At 52.2% G+C, this 14627-nt stretch carries 11 protein-coding genes; 2 read left to right on the plus strand and 9 right to left on the minus strand.

Translation table 11 applies throughout. From position 1 onward, the window contains the following. Positions 1–50: 50 nt before the first annotated feature. A complete protein-coding gene (locus AC3G2T_RS12380; RefSeq protein ID WP_488435641.1) occupies positions 51–1160 on the plus strand; it encodes an AbrB family transcriptional regulator in 1110 nt (369 codons plus the stop codon). 46 nt (positions 1161–1206) lie between these two features. On the opposite strand, the gene AC3G2T_RS12385 is transcribed toward AC3G2T_RS12380, so the two are convergent. The 9 genes from AC3G2T_RS12385 to isdC form a co-directional block, all read right to left on the minus strand. Next, positions 1207–1659, minus strand: a complete 453-nt coding sequence (locus AC3G2T_RS12385) for a cupin domain-containing protein (protein WP_488435764.1) — start codon at positions 1657–1659, stop codon at positions 1207–1209. Positions 1660–1756: 97 nt separating this feature from the next. After that, positions 1757–2548, minus strand: a complete 792-nt coding sequence (gene srtB, locus AC3G2T_RS12390; RefSeq protein ID WP_488435642.1) for a class B sortase — start codon at positions 2546–2548, stop codon at positions 1757–1759. Positions 2549–2643: 95 nt separating this feature from the next. Then, positions 2644–7182: an NEAT domain-containing protein gene (locus AC3G2T_RS12395; RefSeq protein ID WP_488435643.1), complete on the minus strand. Its 4539-nt coding sequence runs from the start codon at positions 7180–7182 to the stop codon at positions 2644–2646. A 122-nt stretch (positions 7183–7304) separates the two neighbouring features. Next, positions 7305–7706, minus strand: coding sequence for a hypothetical protein (locus AC3G2T_RS12400; protein ID WP_474682980.1), 402 nt, complete (start codon positions 7704–7706; stop codon positions 7305–7307). Positions 7707–8064: 358 nt separating this feature from the next. Further along, positions 8065–8841 (minus strand): ABC transporter ATP-binding protein, encoded by a 777-nt coding sequence (locus tag AC3G2T_RS12405; protein WP_488435644.1) that lies wholly within the window; start codon positions 8839–8841, stop codon positions 8065–8067. Continuing rightward, the gene (locus AC3G2T_RS12410) at positions 8831–9814 is read right to left on the minus strand and encodes a FecCD family ABC transporter permease (RefSeq protein ID WP_488435645.1); all 984 of its coding nucleotides are present in this window, start codon (positions 9812–9814) and stop codon (positions 8831–8833) included. The genes AC3G2T_RS12405 and AC3G2T_RS12410 overlap by 11 nt, the downstream gene beginning before the upstream one ends. A gap of 45 nt (positions 9815–9859) precedes the next feature. After that, the gene (gene isdE / locus AC3G2T_RS12415) at positions 9860–10780 is read right to left on the minus strand and encodes a heme ABC transporter substrate-binding protein IsdE (protein WP_488435765.1); all 921 of its coding nucleotides are present in this window, start codon (positions 10778–10780) and stop codon (positions 9860–9862) included. Between the two features lie 29 nt (positions 10781–10809). Further along, positions 10810–11925 carry an S-layer homology domain-containing protein gene (locus AC3G2T_RS12420; RefSeq protein ID WP_488435646.1) on the minus strand — a complete coding sequence of 372 codons (1116 nt, stop codon included), beginning with the start codon at positions 11923–11925 and terminating at the stop codon, positions 10810–10812. Further along, entirely contained in the window at positions 11922–12626 is a 705-nt protein-coding gene (isdC, locus tag AC3G2T_RS12425; protein ID WP_488435647.1) for a heme uptake protein IsdC, read from the minus strand. The genes AC3G2T_RS12420 and isdC overlap by 4 nt, the downstream gene beginning before the upstream one ends. Positions 12627–13674: 1048 nt before the next feature. Here isdC and AC3G2T_RS12430 point away from each other — a divergent pair. Next, positions 13675–14625 carry an ABC transporter substrate-binding protein gene (locus AC3G2T_RS12430; protein WP_488435648.1) on the plus strand — a complete coding sequence of 317 codons (951 nt, stop codon included), beginning with the start codon at positions 13675–13677 and terminating at the stop codon, positions 14623–14625. The last annotated feature ends 2 nt before the right edge of the window (positions 14626–14627 follow it).

A 14627-nucleotide genomic window follows, 5' to 3' on the forward strand; every position in this document is an offset into this window, starting at 1 on the left:
GCGAATTTCTATGATGGACCCGTTTCACCTAGATTTCAGTCGAATGCATCATGGCCGTTAAACTTCCGGATTCTAAGGCGGCCCGCTTTCTCTTGACCTGCCTCGTCTCCGCAGCAGGGGGATGCTTGTTCACGTTTATTCGCATGCCGATTCCGTGGCTGCTGGGGCCGATGATAGCCGTGCTGCTGGCTTCCAAATGGGCCAAGCTGCCGCTCTACTGGCCTTCTTACGTGCGCGACGCAGGGATTGTGATCGTCGGCTATTCCATCGGATTGTCGCTGACGAAAGCGGCGCTCATCGAAATCGTGCATCAACTGCCTTCCATGCTGATGATGACCGTTGCATTGATTGCGCTGTGCGCGATCATCGCCTTTTTTATATCCAAACTGTCGGGGATCGACTTCCCGACGATGATGACCGCGAGCATCCCCGGCGGGCTCACGCAGATGATTACGCTCGCAGAGGAGTTCAAGCAGATCGATTTGACCATCGTCACTTTTTTTCAAGTGACGCGGTTGATGATGATCGTTTTTTTCGTTCCGCTGCTGCTTTTCAGTCCGGTGCTGGGAGGCAACCATACAGGCGCCTCGGGCGCTGCTGCTACTTCGGAAGCTGCTTGGGCCGCACTATTCCCCAACATCTGGATATATGTGGCGGTATGCCTGATCTGCGCATGGGTAGGCAGTAAAATCAAACTGCCCACCGCGTATATGCTGGGGCCGATGGTCGGCACCGCAGTCGTTCACCTTGCGGGAGTTTACGGTCCCGAGCTGCCTTCCGCCCTGCTTAACATCTCCCAGTTTATGATCGGGAGCTATGTGGGATTGCTGCTGAAGCCGAACCAACTGGAGCGAAAAGTCCGGACGATCTCGCTGGCGATCGCCAGCGGAGCCATTCTGGTGCTCGGCTCGCTTGGCCTGAGCATGCTTCTGACCCGGCTGCACTCGGTATCCAGAGCAACCGGCTTTCTCAGCATGGCGCCCGGCGGCATGGACCAGATGGGCATCATGGCCCATGAGATCGGCGCCGAGCTGTCGGTCGTATCCGGCTATCAAACCTTCCGGATTTTGTTCATTTACTTCGTCGTTTCGTCCGTGCTTAAAGCGGCGTTCCGCTTCGCCGCCCAAAGGAAAACGAACCGCGCGGAACTGCAAAAATAACAAAACGGAGCCTGCCGCTGTGAGCGGGCTCCGTTTTTTTTCAATCCTATTTTTGAATCAGCTTAAAATCGTCATAGTGAAAACCCGGAGCGACCACGCAGGATACGAATACAGGCTCGCTGCCCAGAGGCTTTGCCGTTTGCCATACTTTGGCCGGCACGAGCGCTTGCGGCTGCTGCCCGTTCAACACGTCGGGGCCGAGAATGATTTCCTGCTGCGCTTGCGGCTGATCGGCGTCTCCGCCCAAAGAAAGCAGCAGCGGACTGCCCGAATGCCACAGCCACAGCTCATCCGACAAAACCGTATGCCATTCCGAAAACTCCTCCGGATGAAGCACAAAATAAATCGAACTCGCGGCAAAGCGCGGCCCGGAATAAGACTCGCCCAGAACAGGCTGCGGAATTTCAAAAGCAGCTTTCCAAAGCTCCTTATACCATCCTCCTTCCGGATGGGGCTTCAGGTCCAATGCCTGGACGAGCGGAGATAACTGCTTGGTAATCATATGGTTTCCCTCTCTCTCGGTAGTTCTTTTTCTCTATTTTTATCTCTATGAAACAGTAATCTAGTGATAAATATGTCGCATATTTGTCGAAAAATCAAGCTCTCTCACCCAAACGCTTCAAACGGGCATGGACAACGAATCTTCCGGCTACCGGGTCGAGTGCATAATCGCAGGTCGATAGGGTAATAATCCGGTCTCCGGGAGCAACCTCCATATCAGTTGCATAAAGCGATTTTTGTTGAATTTTTTGTAAAAATGCGGCATAATCCTCATCGTCGGAAAATTCCGTCTCGATATAGTTAAAATCCGTAGTCGTATAATACGCTGAAAAAACTTCAGCGATGTAAGGAGCGTTCAAGGTGTCCAGCCGAAATTGCCGGTGCTTGTCGTAGTACGTCTGATTCACATACTGTTTCAAGTCGCCAAACATGGTGCCGTCCTTCATCCGATGGCCGTAAATAATCGTATGCCGCTGCACCAGGCTTTTCGCATTGCGGTAATCCATAAAAATGCTGCCGGCGCGGGAATCTTCTCCTTTATAATTGCGGCTCAAATACTGCTCATTGTCGATTCCCTGCACTACGGGATAGTCGATGCGGCTGCCCTCCAGACGGATCCAACCGACTATATCCGGACCCAGCTCCAGCAAGGGGCGAAACAAATCGCGAGGCCGGCAGCCAAACATGTGTTCCCTATCGTAAGTAACAGCAGTCACTGACAGGGTTTGACCCATGTCCTTGAGCTGAGCCTCCTTGAATAGTTTGCTTGCCTCAGCCAGATCTCTGCGGTTTTCATAGTATCCCCATCCGATCGCCGCCAAACGAAATGCCGCATACAGAAACACGGCTGCCGCCAAAACGGTCCAAACCCGACGCATAAGTCCCATAGGCAACGACTTCCTTTTCAACATATCTATCACGCTTAAAATACATTGCAAAACGAGGATGCTATCCAGCATCCTCGCTTGTTCCAACTGCAAGTTTATTTAGCTTCCTCGTACAAAGCAAGAATCAAAGCGACCGCTTCCGCCCGCGTAGTGCGCTCATTTGGCGCGAACTGATTGTTATCCCGTCCGTTTATGATGCCTCGTTTGTTGGCTGCCGCCACTTCCGCCTGCGCCCACGACGGAATGCTTTCCGCGTCTTCGAAGCTTGGCTTCGCATGCGCGTCGACATCCAGCTTGAGCGCCCGCGCCACGATCACCGCCACTTCCGACCGGCTGATGTTGCGGTCGGCGCGAAACGTCCCGTCTTCATAGCCGTTCATGATACCGGCTTTGCTGACAGCTCCCAGCTGCGGCTTCGCCCAATCCGGCATATCTCCCGCATCGCTGAAGCTTAGCTCTCCTTGGCCCGCGTCCAGCTTCAGCGCCCGACTCAGCAGCGCCGCAAATTCCGCGCGCGTGATCAGGTTATCCGGGCGGAATGTCCCGTCTTCATGCCCATTCGCCAAGCCTAGTTTAGCTGCACGCTCGATCAGCGCTTTTGCCCAGTGCTTATCCATATCACTGAACCGGTTTGCGGCCGTAGTCGGCTTCTCGTCAGGCTGCTTGCTATCCGACTCCGTCTTAGGCTGCTGCTCCTTGTAAGGCTTGAAGGTCGAGTCATCGAGCACAAATTCGACGTTATATTCGCCGTTGTATTTGCCCGGCACCGCCATTACGAATTGAGCCGGCACTTTCGCCTTCGCGTCGTTGATCAAAAACTGCAGCGTTCTCTCATTGCCTTTTTCGTTCGTCGATACGATCTCCGCATCGGTTAAGTTGCCTTTGGCGTCTTCAATTTTCAGAGCCGTCACTTCTTTATTCGATACTGTTATTTGCAAGTAACTTTTGCCGTCTTTGATCACCACTTTTGCCGGGTGCAACACAAACTCGTCGGTCACCGACTTGTTCGAAGTCCCGCGAACGTTGAGCTCATAATCAATTACGTACTCGCCCGGTTCGTAGACTAGAGCGAGCGGCTTCACCGGCGCGGTAAGCCCCGCCTTCGTTCCGCTTGCTACAGATACCAGCGAGGACCTGTCAAATACCAAATGAACATCATAATTATGAACATAGCTCATTTCCGGCCAGTTGACATCGACCCACCCGTGCAGCTTCGCATCCAGGTTGTTAACCATGAATTTATAAGTCCGGGTATTGTTTGTGTCGTCAGTCTCCGATACTGAAGGAGTCGACAAACCGCTGCCGGTGTCTGCCTGGAAATCAGGAATTTGTTTGCTATGTTTCAGCGTGAATTCAAAATACATCTTGCCGCCGCTCACCGTAAGTTTGCCTGGCGTAATGACATACTCTTGCATAACGGAGGTCGTACTGGCATTATATTTCAAAAACTTATACGCGATACTGTAGGACCCGTCGGCGATGCCATGGACATTCACCGGCACCGTACCCGGCAATCCGGTTCCCGGGTCCGCTTTTACGGGCTGCAATTGCGCAAACGCGATTTCGAATGCCCGCTCCGCTTCATCGCTTCCGACCAATGTCAGCAGGTAACTGGCCGCGCGATCCAACTCGAAGCTGAACGAATTGCCGGCGCTCAGGATTGTAACCAAGTCCTCCCGCTTAGCGGCAGCCGCTACTTGCAGTTGTACGTCTTCCAGGCTGCCGTCGGCTTTTTTCTTTTGAAGCTTTTTGAGCGTGACGCCCGCATACGGTTCGAATGTCGCTATCTGCTGGCCGCCATTCACATTCAGCTTGACTTCGCTGGAAACGTAGTCGGTAATCGGCGCTCCCGTACTATCTGTAATCGTGGCCGGCAGGGTAAAGATATAGCCGGCGTCTTCCAAAATGACGGAAGCGTGAAATACGCTCAGCGCTTTTTGCAAAGCGAGGACAGCCGCATCAACGGATTGCTGGGAAGCTGCCGCACTGGCTGCCGAAACTTTGGCCGTATCGATCGCCGCCTGCAGAGCCGTTTTGGCCGCCGCAGGGTATTGTCCGGCCTCCGTTCCTTCCGCCGCCGCATCCAAATTGCTTTGAGCCGAAGCTATTAACGCATTCAAGCTCGTTTTATCCGTCGCGGTCAGCTTCAATCGGATCGCGTAGTCCATTTCATACGGCGTTCCGTTATAACTCGTCGACACATGCACTTGACCGTTCAGCAGCGTTGTCAGGTCCGCCGTCTCAAATTGTACGACCCGCGTGTTCGCTGCGGTATCCGTGCTGACAACCGTCGTTTCCTTCAGTACGCCGTTTTGCTCGACTTTAAAGCTCGGTATGGTCGTGCTGTCCTTCAGCGTAACGGTTACTTTTATTTTTCCATCCGCCACGCTGTACTTGCCCGGCTTCACGAAATATTTGTCCATCGCCGACAATTCCTCTTTGGTTGCATGAAGAACGCTGAAGTTCAGATCTTGCTTTTCCTCCGGAATGACCGGTTGGCCAAATCCCAGCTCCACTTCATACTCATGATCGTACAAATTGATCGGTGGCGGGAGCAGCCAATAAATTTTTACCCATCCGTTCAAACGGGCGTTCAGATCGCCGACCGGAAAACGGACAACGCGCGTATTGGCAGCCGTATCTTCACTAACTTTATCCGTTTCCACCAATACCCCGCCCCGCTCCGTCTTGAAGGACAAAATTTCCGCATTTTGTTTGAGGGTAAACGAAACGTATTTATGGCCGCCTTCCACAATCAGCTTGCCGCTGCTCTTATCTACGTAGTCATACATGACGGACGGGTCGGAAGTTCCTTTTTTGTAAATATTAAATGGGATAGGGTATTCTCCGTCCTTAATCTGCCCGTCTCCTGAACCCGGATTCTCAACAACGATAGCGGTTGCCTTGAATGCAGCCATCGCCTGCGCCAATACGCTGCCGGCTGCGGCAATCTGCGGCCGGGTCGCTGCCAGATTGGCTGCCGTTTCCTTGGCTGCGGCGATCTTCGCTTGCAGCGCGGTCTTGGCAGCCGCAAAAGCTTGCTCGCTGCCGGTCAGAGCCGTTGCTTGATCGTACAGCCTCTGCGCCGTTTCAACCGCCGTGTTCAGCGCATCAAGCTGATCTCCGTTGTAGCTGATGTAAACCTCTTTCGTTACACCGTTCAGCTTGTAGCGAAGATAGGAGCGGCCCTCCCATTTGGTATTGTCAACGGCGGCTCCGCGGATGAGCACCTGATACACTTTCTTTTGCGCATCGGAACTTTTGCTCAGCAGAAGCGCCTGGCTGGCTTCATTCGCATAATCCAAGCCTTCGGTCAGGAACCCGGCGCCATTGTTCTGGCTCGACTTCTGGGGAGTGGACTGCACCGCCTCGGCAGGAGCCGCCCCATTGAACGTAAGATTAGCTCTTACGTACTCGTTGTTGTTGTTCCTCGGTTCAACGAGCACAGCCGTTCCGGCAATCTCCGGAGCGTTCTGCGAAGGCGTCGTTGTCGGATTCAGCGAATCGAGGACGATGATCTTAACCGGAGCTGAGGCAACGAACTGATTGTCTGTGTATCCTTTAAGCTGATTGATCGCTTTGGTCACGTTGCTGGATGTCGCATAGACGTTCTGCAGCACGGTTTGCGCTCTGCCCAAATACAGCTGCAAGCTTTCTTTGGAGCCCTTGGTATATTCTCCGGGCGTAACGGGAGGATAATTATAACCTTCTTTACACTCCGCGTACCCAAGCTCATACATTGTTTCCTGATCTTTCATTGCCGTATCGACAAACGAACGCAGAGCGGTTTTATCGACTTGCGAAATGACCCCGTACTGATACGTGTTCAATGCGGCTGTCAGTGAATGGTAGACGGACTTAATCAACTCGGGAGCCGTACTGCCCATAGCGATAAAATTGTCCGCAAGCACAATGTTTGTATACAACGGCTGCTTGGAGCCTGCCGGATAATTTCCATAATCGGTTCCTTCATACGTACTTGCATATACGGATTTGGAAACAGTAATCAAATCTTGCAGTTGTTGTATAGTAATCGGCTGCTCGGCATTCGTGCAGTTGCTGCCGCCGTCATTGCCCGGCAATCCGCTCGTGTCGATTTCCAACTGAACGTTATACCAGTTATCGTATACAAATCCCGGAGGATATTCAGGGTCGTTTTTGATGACCACATGCATGAGCACGTCCGGTTTCTTGGCAATATCTTCGATATCGATTGTCGTAATCCAGTTGCCCGACCCGTCGTTAGAGGCGCGGACCGGATAGTTTTGATAACCGTCCAAGCCTTGAACCTGCTGAGTGCCGGAATCGATTACCGCTTTGTCGGCTCCTGCTTTGCGAAAGCCGATGTATTGAAAATAGCTGTAGTACTTTGGCGTAATTTGATGCTCGAGCTTCATTTTCCCATCTTTCACGATGAGCTTGCCGGAGCCCTGTACGGACAAATAAATATTCGCAGCGGACGAATCGGCGGTCCCGTCTTTCAAGTACCTGTAGTTCACCGCGTACTCATTATCGGGAATCGCGCCGGCGGCCTCGGCCGTACCGGTATGGATATGCAATGCGGACAAAAGCGAGGATAGAAATACGGCCAGAGAAAGCCATATGGCCATGGATTGTTTCAATCGGCTCTTCAACTTTATGTACACTCCTTCTTTTTCGATCCTGGAGCAAACGCAAACGCCAAAGCGAAAAGCGGTCGTGGGGACCGGCTTTTCACCTCGGCAGATTGACTTTTCAGCGTGTCGCAGACACGATATTATTTCCAGTGAATGGTAAGATTGTAAGTCTGCGAATGAGGTCCGGCATTCACATAAAGCTGTGTGTCAATGTCTTCCGACGGATCGGAGTTAGTGAAAGTGAACACCGAGTTGCCGCTGGCATTAATCGTTTTAGAAGCAGTGACAAACGTGCCGGAGCCATTGTCAGCTTTCAAATCCCCATAGTTGTCGCCCGACAGCGTGATGGTAACTGTCGTTCCTGTTACGTCTGCAGAACCGACGATATATCCGTCTACATGGGAATTATAAGGAGATGTGGCGCTTCCGTTGTAGTAGAATTGATACGATTTACTTGCAGCGAAAGCAGGAACTGCAAAAGCCAGCACAAGAACAAATACCAACATCATCATCGAGAAAGATTTTTTAATGGACAAATTCATTTAACAAACACTCCTTCATCATTGTTTATGTTTACTGCGGAATGACCCCGTGCAATTCTGTCGTTGCAAATCTCTTTCAAGCAATGTGGTTAACCAAGCCCCCTTCCACCGGGTACTCGTGAATGCCACGAAAACACTCGCTATTCAAAGATAATGATAATCATTATCAGTGATGTTGTAAAAAAAAGCTTCTGTGGCTGAGACGATCCGATCAGGCCAATAATCGCTGTCTCTTCACTGTCAGAGCATCGAAGATGTGTGCACCATCTGCCGACACCCCTATATTACTATATACGACCCAAAACTTGTCAACCTCTTTTTATCATTTCTTCAAAATAATCCTATGTTAAATTTTACCTTAAATACCTATAGGGATGACGTTGAACCCGGCTTCCTCATCCGCCCTGACGACAGACCTCACCCCATAGACAGACCGGATCGTTTCTGCCGTAATAATATCGCGAGGAGCGCCTTGCAAATGGACACGACCTTCCTTCATCACTACGATATCGTCGCTATACCGGATAGCCTGATTAATATCATGCAGCACCATCACGATCGTCAGTCCGTGCGACGCGTTTAATCTCCGAATAAGCTCCAACACCTCGAGCTGGTAGTAAATGTCCAGAAATGTAGTGGGTTCGTCCAGAAATAAAACGGGCGTTTGCTGGGCGAGCGCCATCGCAATCCACACCCGCTGCTTCTCGCCGCCTGACAGTTGATCCAGGGCAGCTTTCCGCTTCTCAAGCAAATTGGTGCAGCGCAGCGCCCAGTCCACGGCCTTTTCATCCTCTTCCCCATGCATCGAGAACAGCCCTTTATGCGCACTGCGGCCCAAATGAACCAGCTTCTCCACAGTCAAGTCGAGAGGCGCTTCATTTTGCTGATGGACCACCGCAAGCTTACGGGCAAGTTCACGTGGCTTATAGCCGGCAATCGCCTTGCCGTCCAAAATAACTTCTCCGCTGCACGGCTTATAGTTTTGGGACATCACGCCGAGCAGTGTCGATTTGCCGCAGCCGTTAGGTCCGATGATCGTCGTAATTTTGCCGTGCCGAAAACTGCAATTGATCTCTCGGAGTTGAAGCCGCCCAAGCTTCGGCTCATACGAGAAGCTTAGCTGCTTAATGTCCATAGACGCGGTCACTCTTCCTGAGCAAAAATATTAAAAACGGCCCTCCGATAACGGCCATAATAATCGAGGCCGGAATTTCCGCAGGGGCAAGTACGGTGCGGCCCAGCGTGTCCGCCGTCAATATCAGAAGCGCTCCCGCCAGCGCCGAGAACGGGATCAGCAGCTTATGATCCGAGCCGACGAGCAGACGGGCGATGTGAGGGACAAGCAAACCGACAAACACGATTAAACCGCCGATCGCGGTTGCAACAGCAGCGAGCAGCACAGCGACGGCTGAAATCCACAGACGGGCTTTGGACACGTTGAGTCCCGCATTTTTGGCGGATTTGTCCTGCAAAGCGAGCAAATTGCACCAAGGGCTCACGATCCACGCTAACAAGAGCCCGATTACGCCATAAAACAGCATAATCCGGACATCTCCCCAATTTTTCATCGTGAAGATGGAGGTCACCGCCTGATTAATGCTGGTAACCGCATAGCTGCCACGATAGTTGAATGACTGCCCCAACCCGCTGAAAGTAGCATTAATGGCAATGCCGACGAGGATGATGCGAATCGGGTTCAAGCCGGACTTCCACGCGAATGAATAGACGAGAAAGCAAGCCAGAGCTCCGCCCAAACAAGCGAATAAAGGCATCCAAAAAAACAGATTCGGAAAAATGGATACGATGAGAATGGAAACAAAACCCGCTCCCGAGGAAATTCCGATCACGCCGGCATCCGCCAGTGAGCTGCGCATGACCGCCTGAAGCAGTACGCCGGAGACGGCCAGCGCCGCCCCTACAAGCGATGCCACAATTATGCGAGGCAGCCGCAGATCGCGTATGACCTCCACCTGCTTGTCAGTTCCCGTCAACAATCCATGGAGCAGCCGTGACCCGCTCACCTGAATGCTGCCCGTGCAGGCGGAATAGATCAAGACCGCGAGGAGGAGCACAATGACTCCCGATATACTCCATACTTTTTTATTCATCTCAGGCTTCCTTCGTTAGTAGTTGACGCATGTTCAGAGATTCGTTCAGGGAAACAACATTTTTACCGTTGCATCAAGCGCTTCCCCTACAGCAAAATTTCCCGTAGTTTGGAACAGTTCTTCCGGCAAGTCATACACCCTGTTATTTTGCACAGCGGAAAAATGCTTCCAAATATCGTTCTTCTTAAACTCCTTATCGAACATTTTGACGACTTCCTCCGGCATACCGTGGGCGGCACGCAGGATCACATCCGGGTTCGACTTCTGCAAATATTCCGTGTTGGAAGCCAAATATTCCACCTTTTCGCCTTCCACGACATTTTTCCCGCCAGTCAGCCTTACCAGGTCACCGATATAGGAGTTTTCCGTCGCAACGAGATAACTGCCCGGCACGCCAAGCAAAATAAGCACCTTCGGCTGCGGTTTGCCTTCGATTTGCTGTTTGATCTGTTCAACCTTGGCCTTGTACCCGTCTACCAGAGCACCCGCTTGCTTTTGCCGCCCGTACCGCTCTCCCATATCGAGAATCGCTTTGTTCATTTTGTCCAGGCTGGTGAAATCCAGAAAGTTGGCTTCCAGGTTGGCATTTTTAAACACCGGAGCAAGGTCGTATTCAAGCGTTGTTACGGACAATATTTCCGTCGGATCAAGCGATTTGACGATCTCCATATTGGGGGCCATCGGGTTTCCGACCTTGGTCACTCCATCGTAACGTTTGGGCAAAACCTTCGAGCTCGCAGGAATTCCGACCAAATCCAGATCCAGCGCATCGGTGAATTGGGCTGCCGCCACAGTCGTCGATACGATCCGGTGTTTCCCGGCGTCGGCTGCGGCCGGTTCCGCAGTCTGCGCGTTTGACGCAGTCGGCACTTCTCCGCTTGGCGGCTCGCCAGCTGCCGAATTACCTGCGCAGCCCGACAAGAGTAGAGCCATCGCAAGGAATGAACCGCTCATCCATGTTTTCATATGCATGCTGACTGGACCGCTCCTTTCGATCATTTCGCGCCTTTGATCAGCGCCATGATCAGACTGACGGCCTCGGCCCTCGTCGCGCTTTCATCAGGAGCGAACAAATTGTTGTTCCTTCCGCTAATGACCCCCGCTTGATAGGCTGCTGCTACTTCCGCTTGCGCCCATTTCGGTATCAGATTCGCATCCGACAAGGGCGGAAGCGCATTGGCATCCACCTTCAGCTTCAACGCGCGAACGACGATGACCGCCAGCTCGGCCCGGCTTATTCTGCGGTCGGCACGGAACGAACCGTCATCGTATCCTCCGATAATGCCCGCTTCGACGACGGAGGCCAGATCAGGCTTAACCCATTCGGGAATGCTCGCCGCATCTGTAAAGCTGAGCGGCTGCCTCCCTGCTTCAAGCTTCAACGCCCGGCTCAGTATCGCTGTGAATTCCGCCCGGTTAATTTCGCCATCGGGGCGGAAAGTACCGTCTTCATACCCGTTTACGACATTGAGCCCTACAGCCTGCTCCACGGAAGCCCGCGCCCAATGATTGTCCAGATCCGGGATGCTCGCGACGGCCGGTTTCACTTCCTTGCTTGGCGGCTGGGCGGTGCTCCCCGGAACTGCCTTGAGCGTCGATTTATCGAAAGTCAGATCGATATCGTATTCGTGATCGTAGAGAAACTCGGAGCTGACCTGCCAATAAATTTTTACCCAGCCCTTAACCGTAGCCGTCAAGTCTTTGACCTCGAACTGCACGGTGCGCGTATTGCTCTGTTCGTCGGAAGCGACCACCTCCGGCGATGCCAAACTTCCTGCGGTTTCAAGTTTGAAACCCGTTATTTCCTTGCTTTGTTTCAGCGTAATCTGAACAAACATTTTCCCGCCCTTGACCAACAGCCGGCCGGGATTTACGACATATTGCTGCATGACCGATACTTGATCGGTATTGAACTTATGGAATTCGTAAGCCATGCTGTAGGTGCCGTCGGCAATGCCGTGCGGATTAGAAGCGACGGTAGTGGCGCTGACCGTTGAGCTTCCGACCCCGCCAGCAGGTTCCAGCGCATGGGCAAGCGGATTTTGAGCGGATGCGAGTAAAGTAAATATCACTGCCGAAGCGGATACGGTTTTTAAAAAGCGTGAGTTCAACTTGATCTCTCCTCCTTGGTTTTTTTAACTTTTAGCTGGTAGACAACAAACAAGCCCGAAACGGCTAACATGCCTGCCAAAAGCGCGATAGGGGCTTCGTCTCCGGTTTGCGGATTCGTGACTGCTGTATTTGCTTGGATGGAATTCGTTTTGTTGGAGTTCGTTTGGACGGATTCTGTTTTGACGGGGGGCGTTTTGCTACCGGATGTATCTTTATTTTTCGTTTCGCCCTGCGCAGCTCCGGACCCCTTAAGCGATTTTTGATCAAACATAAAGCGGATCGTATAATCGTGGTCATAATCGATCTCCGGCACCGTTACGTGAATTTTCGAAAGCAGCGGTTTGCCGAGGTCTTCGATCTTGAACTGAACCACACGCGTATCCTCGCCCTTATCGCTTTGGATTACCTCTGCATCAGGAAAATCGCCGCCCTTCGCCGTTTTGAATGCGGTGATCCATTTGCTGTGATTGATTTGAATTTTGCCGGTAATTTCCCCGTTGTTCACCTGCAGCACAGCCGGCTTTTCAAAATAATCATTAGCCATGGAGACGGACTCGTTCTCGGCTTTTGTAATGACATAGTCGATCTTGTATGTGCCGTCCGACAGGCCGGAAGCCGCCTGGGCAAAGGGTGCAGTCGGCATGTGCAGCATCCACAACAGCGCTATGACATACAACGGTAAAGTCAACCTCTTCTTCATCGCCTTGCTTCTACCTCCAACTCTATTATTCGAAAGATAATGATTATCATTCTCGACGGGTTGATAATATCCTACTCTTTTGGAAAATGTCAACTCCTTTTTATCATCACATCTGGGTAATCATTCCAAAAATATGTTGACAATGATATTCATTCTCATTTAAATTTAATGTTGAGAATGATTATCGATTCACTGCTTATGCCACCGGCGGCGTGGGGGCTTTTGGAGCGACTAAGCCGAGGAGGCCAGGATTGAGGGGCGGAACAAGCAGCCGTTCATGAAGCGGCCCAGCGGGGCGAAAGCCTGTAAAAGTGCAGGCTGCCCGAAAAGTCGCGACACTCAGTTAGGGCTATGGGAAGCAGCGAGGGCCCTAATTGGAGGGACAGCCGCTTTTTCTGGGCGCACACCTCCTTGTGAGGTCGCGGAACTGAACAAATGGCCAGGAGGCATCGTGCTAGGGAAAAAACCTGCGAAAGTGCAGGTTTTTCCTCCGAACTTGGCTTATTTTAGCGAAAAGCCTGCAAAAGTGCAGGAATTTTTGCTGAAAGTGAGCCTGAGCCCCTGTCCCCGCTGAAAAGCCTGCACATTTGCAGGAATTGTTCGTGGCCAGCGATCAAGGACGCAGATTCCTGTATTTTTGCAGGTTTTCTTCGAGCAGCCGGGCAGATTGTAGTTATCGCCACTGACGCGGGGTTTTTCAACAGGCTTTTACAGCGTAAGCGGCAGAGTTGATGAGAAAGCCTGCAAAAGTGCAGGAATTTTCGCCCGAGATGGATCCGAGCCCGGGTTTAGGCGGCAAAGCCTGCGCATCTGCAGGAATATTATGCTGCAAGGCAATCAGTGGGCCAAAAAGCTGCACATTTGCAGGTTTTCTGCGGAATTGCCGAGCAGAAGCGCTAACTCTAGCGGGGCGAGTCGAACGGCCGATGCTGCTGATCGGCGAACTGCCCCGAAAATAACTGGCGATGCCCCCATTTTCATCCTCATAGGTGCCGATCGGCTCCGGCGGATGGGGAGCTTTTGCAGCAATGACAGGAGGATTAGGTTCTTGAGAAATACAGCGTTTTTAAGTCCCATATTAGCGCTCTTGCTCCTCTCGGGCTGCGGGCAGCCTTCCGGAGAAGGATCCGCAGCTGCGGCATCCTCCGCCTCGCAAGCGGTGACCGTCAAGGATTTTGCCGGGAGAAGCGTTTCATTTAGCGAGGTGCCGAAAAAAGTAGCTGCGCTGAGCAACGGCGAATTGGATATTGTATACGCGCTGGGGGCCGAAGTAGTCGGCAGACCTGCCTCCACCTCGCCCGTGTGGGTAAAAGAAGCGGAAAAAGCTTTGCCGATCGGCTCCGCCCACGGTATCGATCTGGAAAAAATCGCCCTGCTCAGCCCCGATGTCGTGCTCGGCAACAATCCGATGAACAGCAAGGATATACCGTCCGTCGAGTCTCTCGGCGCCAAAGTCGTGCTCTCGTCGGCCAATTCCATTGACGATATTAAGAAGCAGATTCAGCTTATCGGGCAGCTGCTGCAAAAAGAAACCAAAGCGGCCGAACTCATCAAGGGAATGGATGAAAAGCTGCAAGCTTATGCGGCCAAGGACGGCGCTCCCAAGCCCCGGGTTCTGCTCGTCTACGGGGCTCCCGGCACGTATATGGCTGCGCTGAACAATTCGTTAAGCGGGGATATTTTGGCCAAGGCCGGCGGGGACAATATTGCGTCTGATTATCCGAAGTTGGAAAGCTACCCCCAATACGCGCAGCTCAATTCGGAAAAAATCGTAAAATCGAATCCGCAGCTCGTGCTGCTGATGAGCCATACGAACCCGGATCAGGTAAAAGAAGGCTTCATGAAGGAAATGTCGCAACATGCAGCCTGGAGCAGCCTGGATGCGGTCAAAAACAACCGGGTCGAGGTACTTCCCGCCGATCTGTTCGGAACGAACCCGGGAACGCGAGTGACAGAATCGCTTGAAATTTTGCATAAGCTGCTGCAGTCGGTGAAATAAAC

Source organism: Paenibacillus sp. sgz302191, assembly GCF_057749925.1.

Excerpts from the sequence above, each read along its gene's own strand:
- AC3G2T_RS12380 (WP_488435641.1), top strand. The coding sequence starts at position 51 with ATGGCCGTTAAACTTCCGGATTCTAAGGCGGCCCGCTTTCTCTTGACC.
- srtB (WP_488435642.1), bottom strand. The coding sequence starts at position 2,548 with ATGGGACTTATGCGTCGGGTTTGGACCGTTTTGGCGGCAGCCGTGTTT.
- AC3G2T_RS12400 (WP_474682980.1), bottom strand. The coding sequence starts at position 7,706 with ATGAATTTGTCCATTAAAAAATCTTTCTCGATGATGATGTTGGTATTT.
- AC3G2T_RS12405 (WP_488435644.1), bottom strand. The coding sequence starts at position 8,841 with ATGGACATTAAGCAGCTAAGCTTCTCGTATGAGCCGAAGCTTGGGCGG.
- AC3G2T_RS12410 (WP_488435645.1), bottom strand. The coding sequence starts at position 9,814 with ATGAATAAAAAAGTATGGAGTATATCGGGAGTCATTGTGCTCCTCCTC.
- isdE (WP_488435765.1), bottom strand. The coding sequence starts at position 10,780 with ATGAAAACATGGATGAGCGGTTCATTCCTTGCGATGGCTCTACTCTTG.
- isdC (WP_488435647.1), bottom strand. The coding sequence starts at position 12,626 with ATGAAGAAGAGGTTGACTTTACCGTTGTATGTCATAGCGCTGTTGTGG.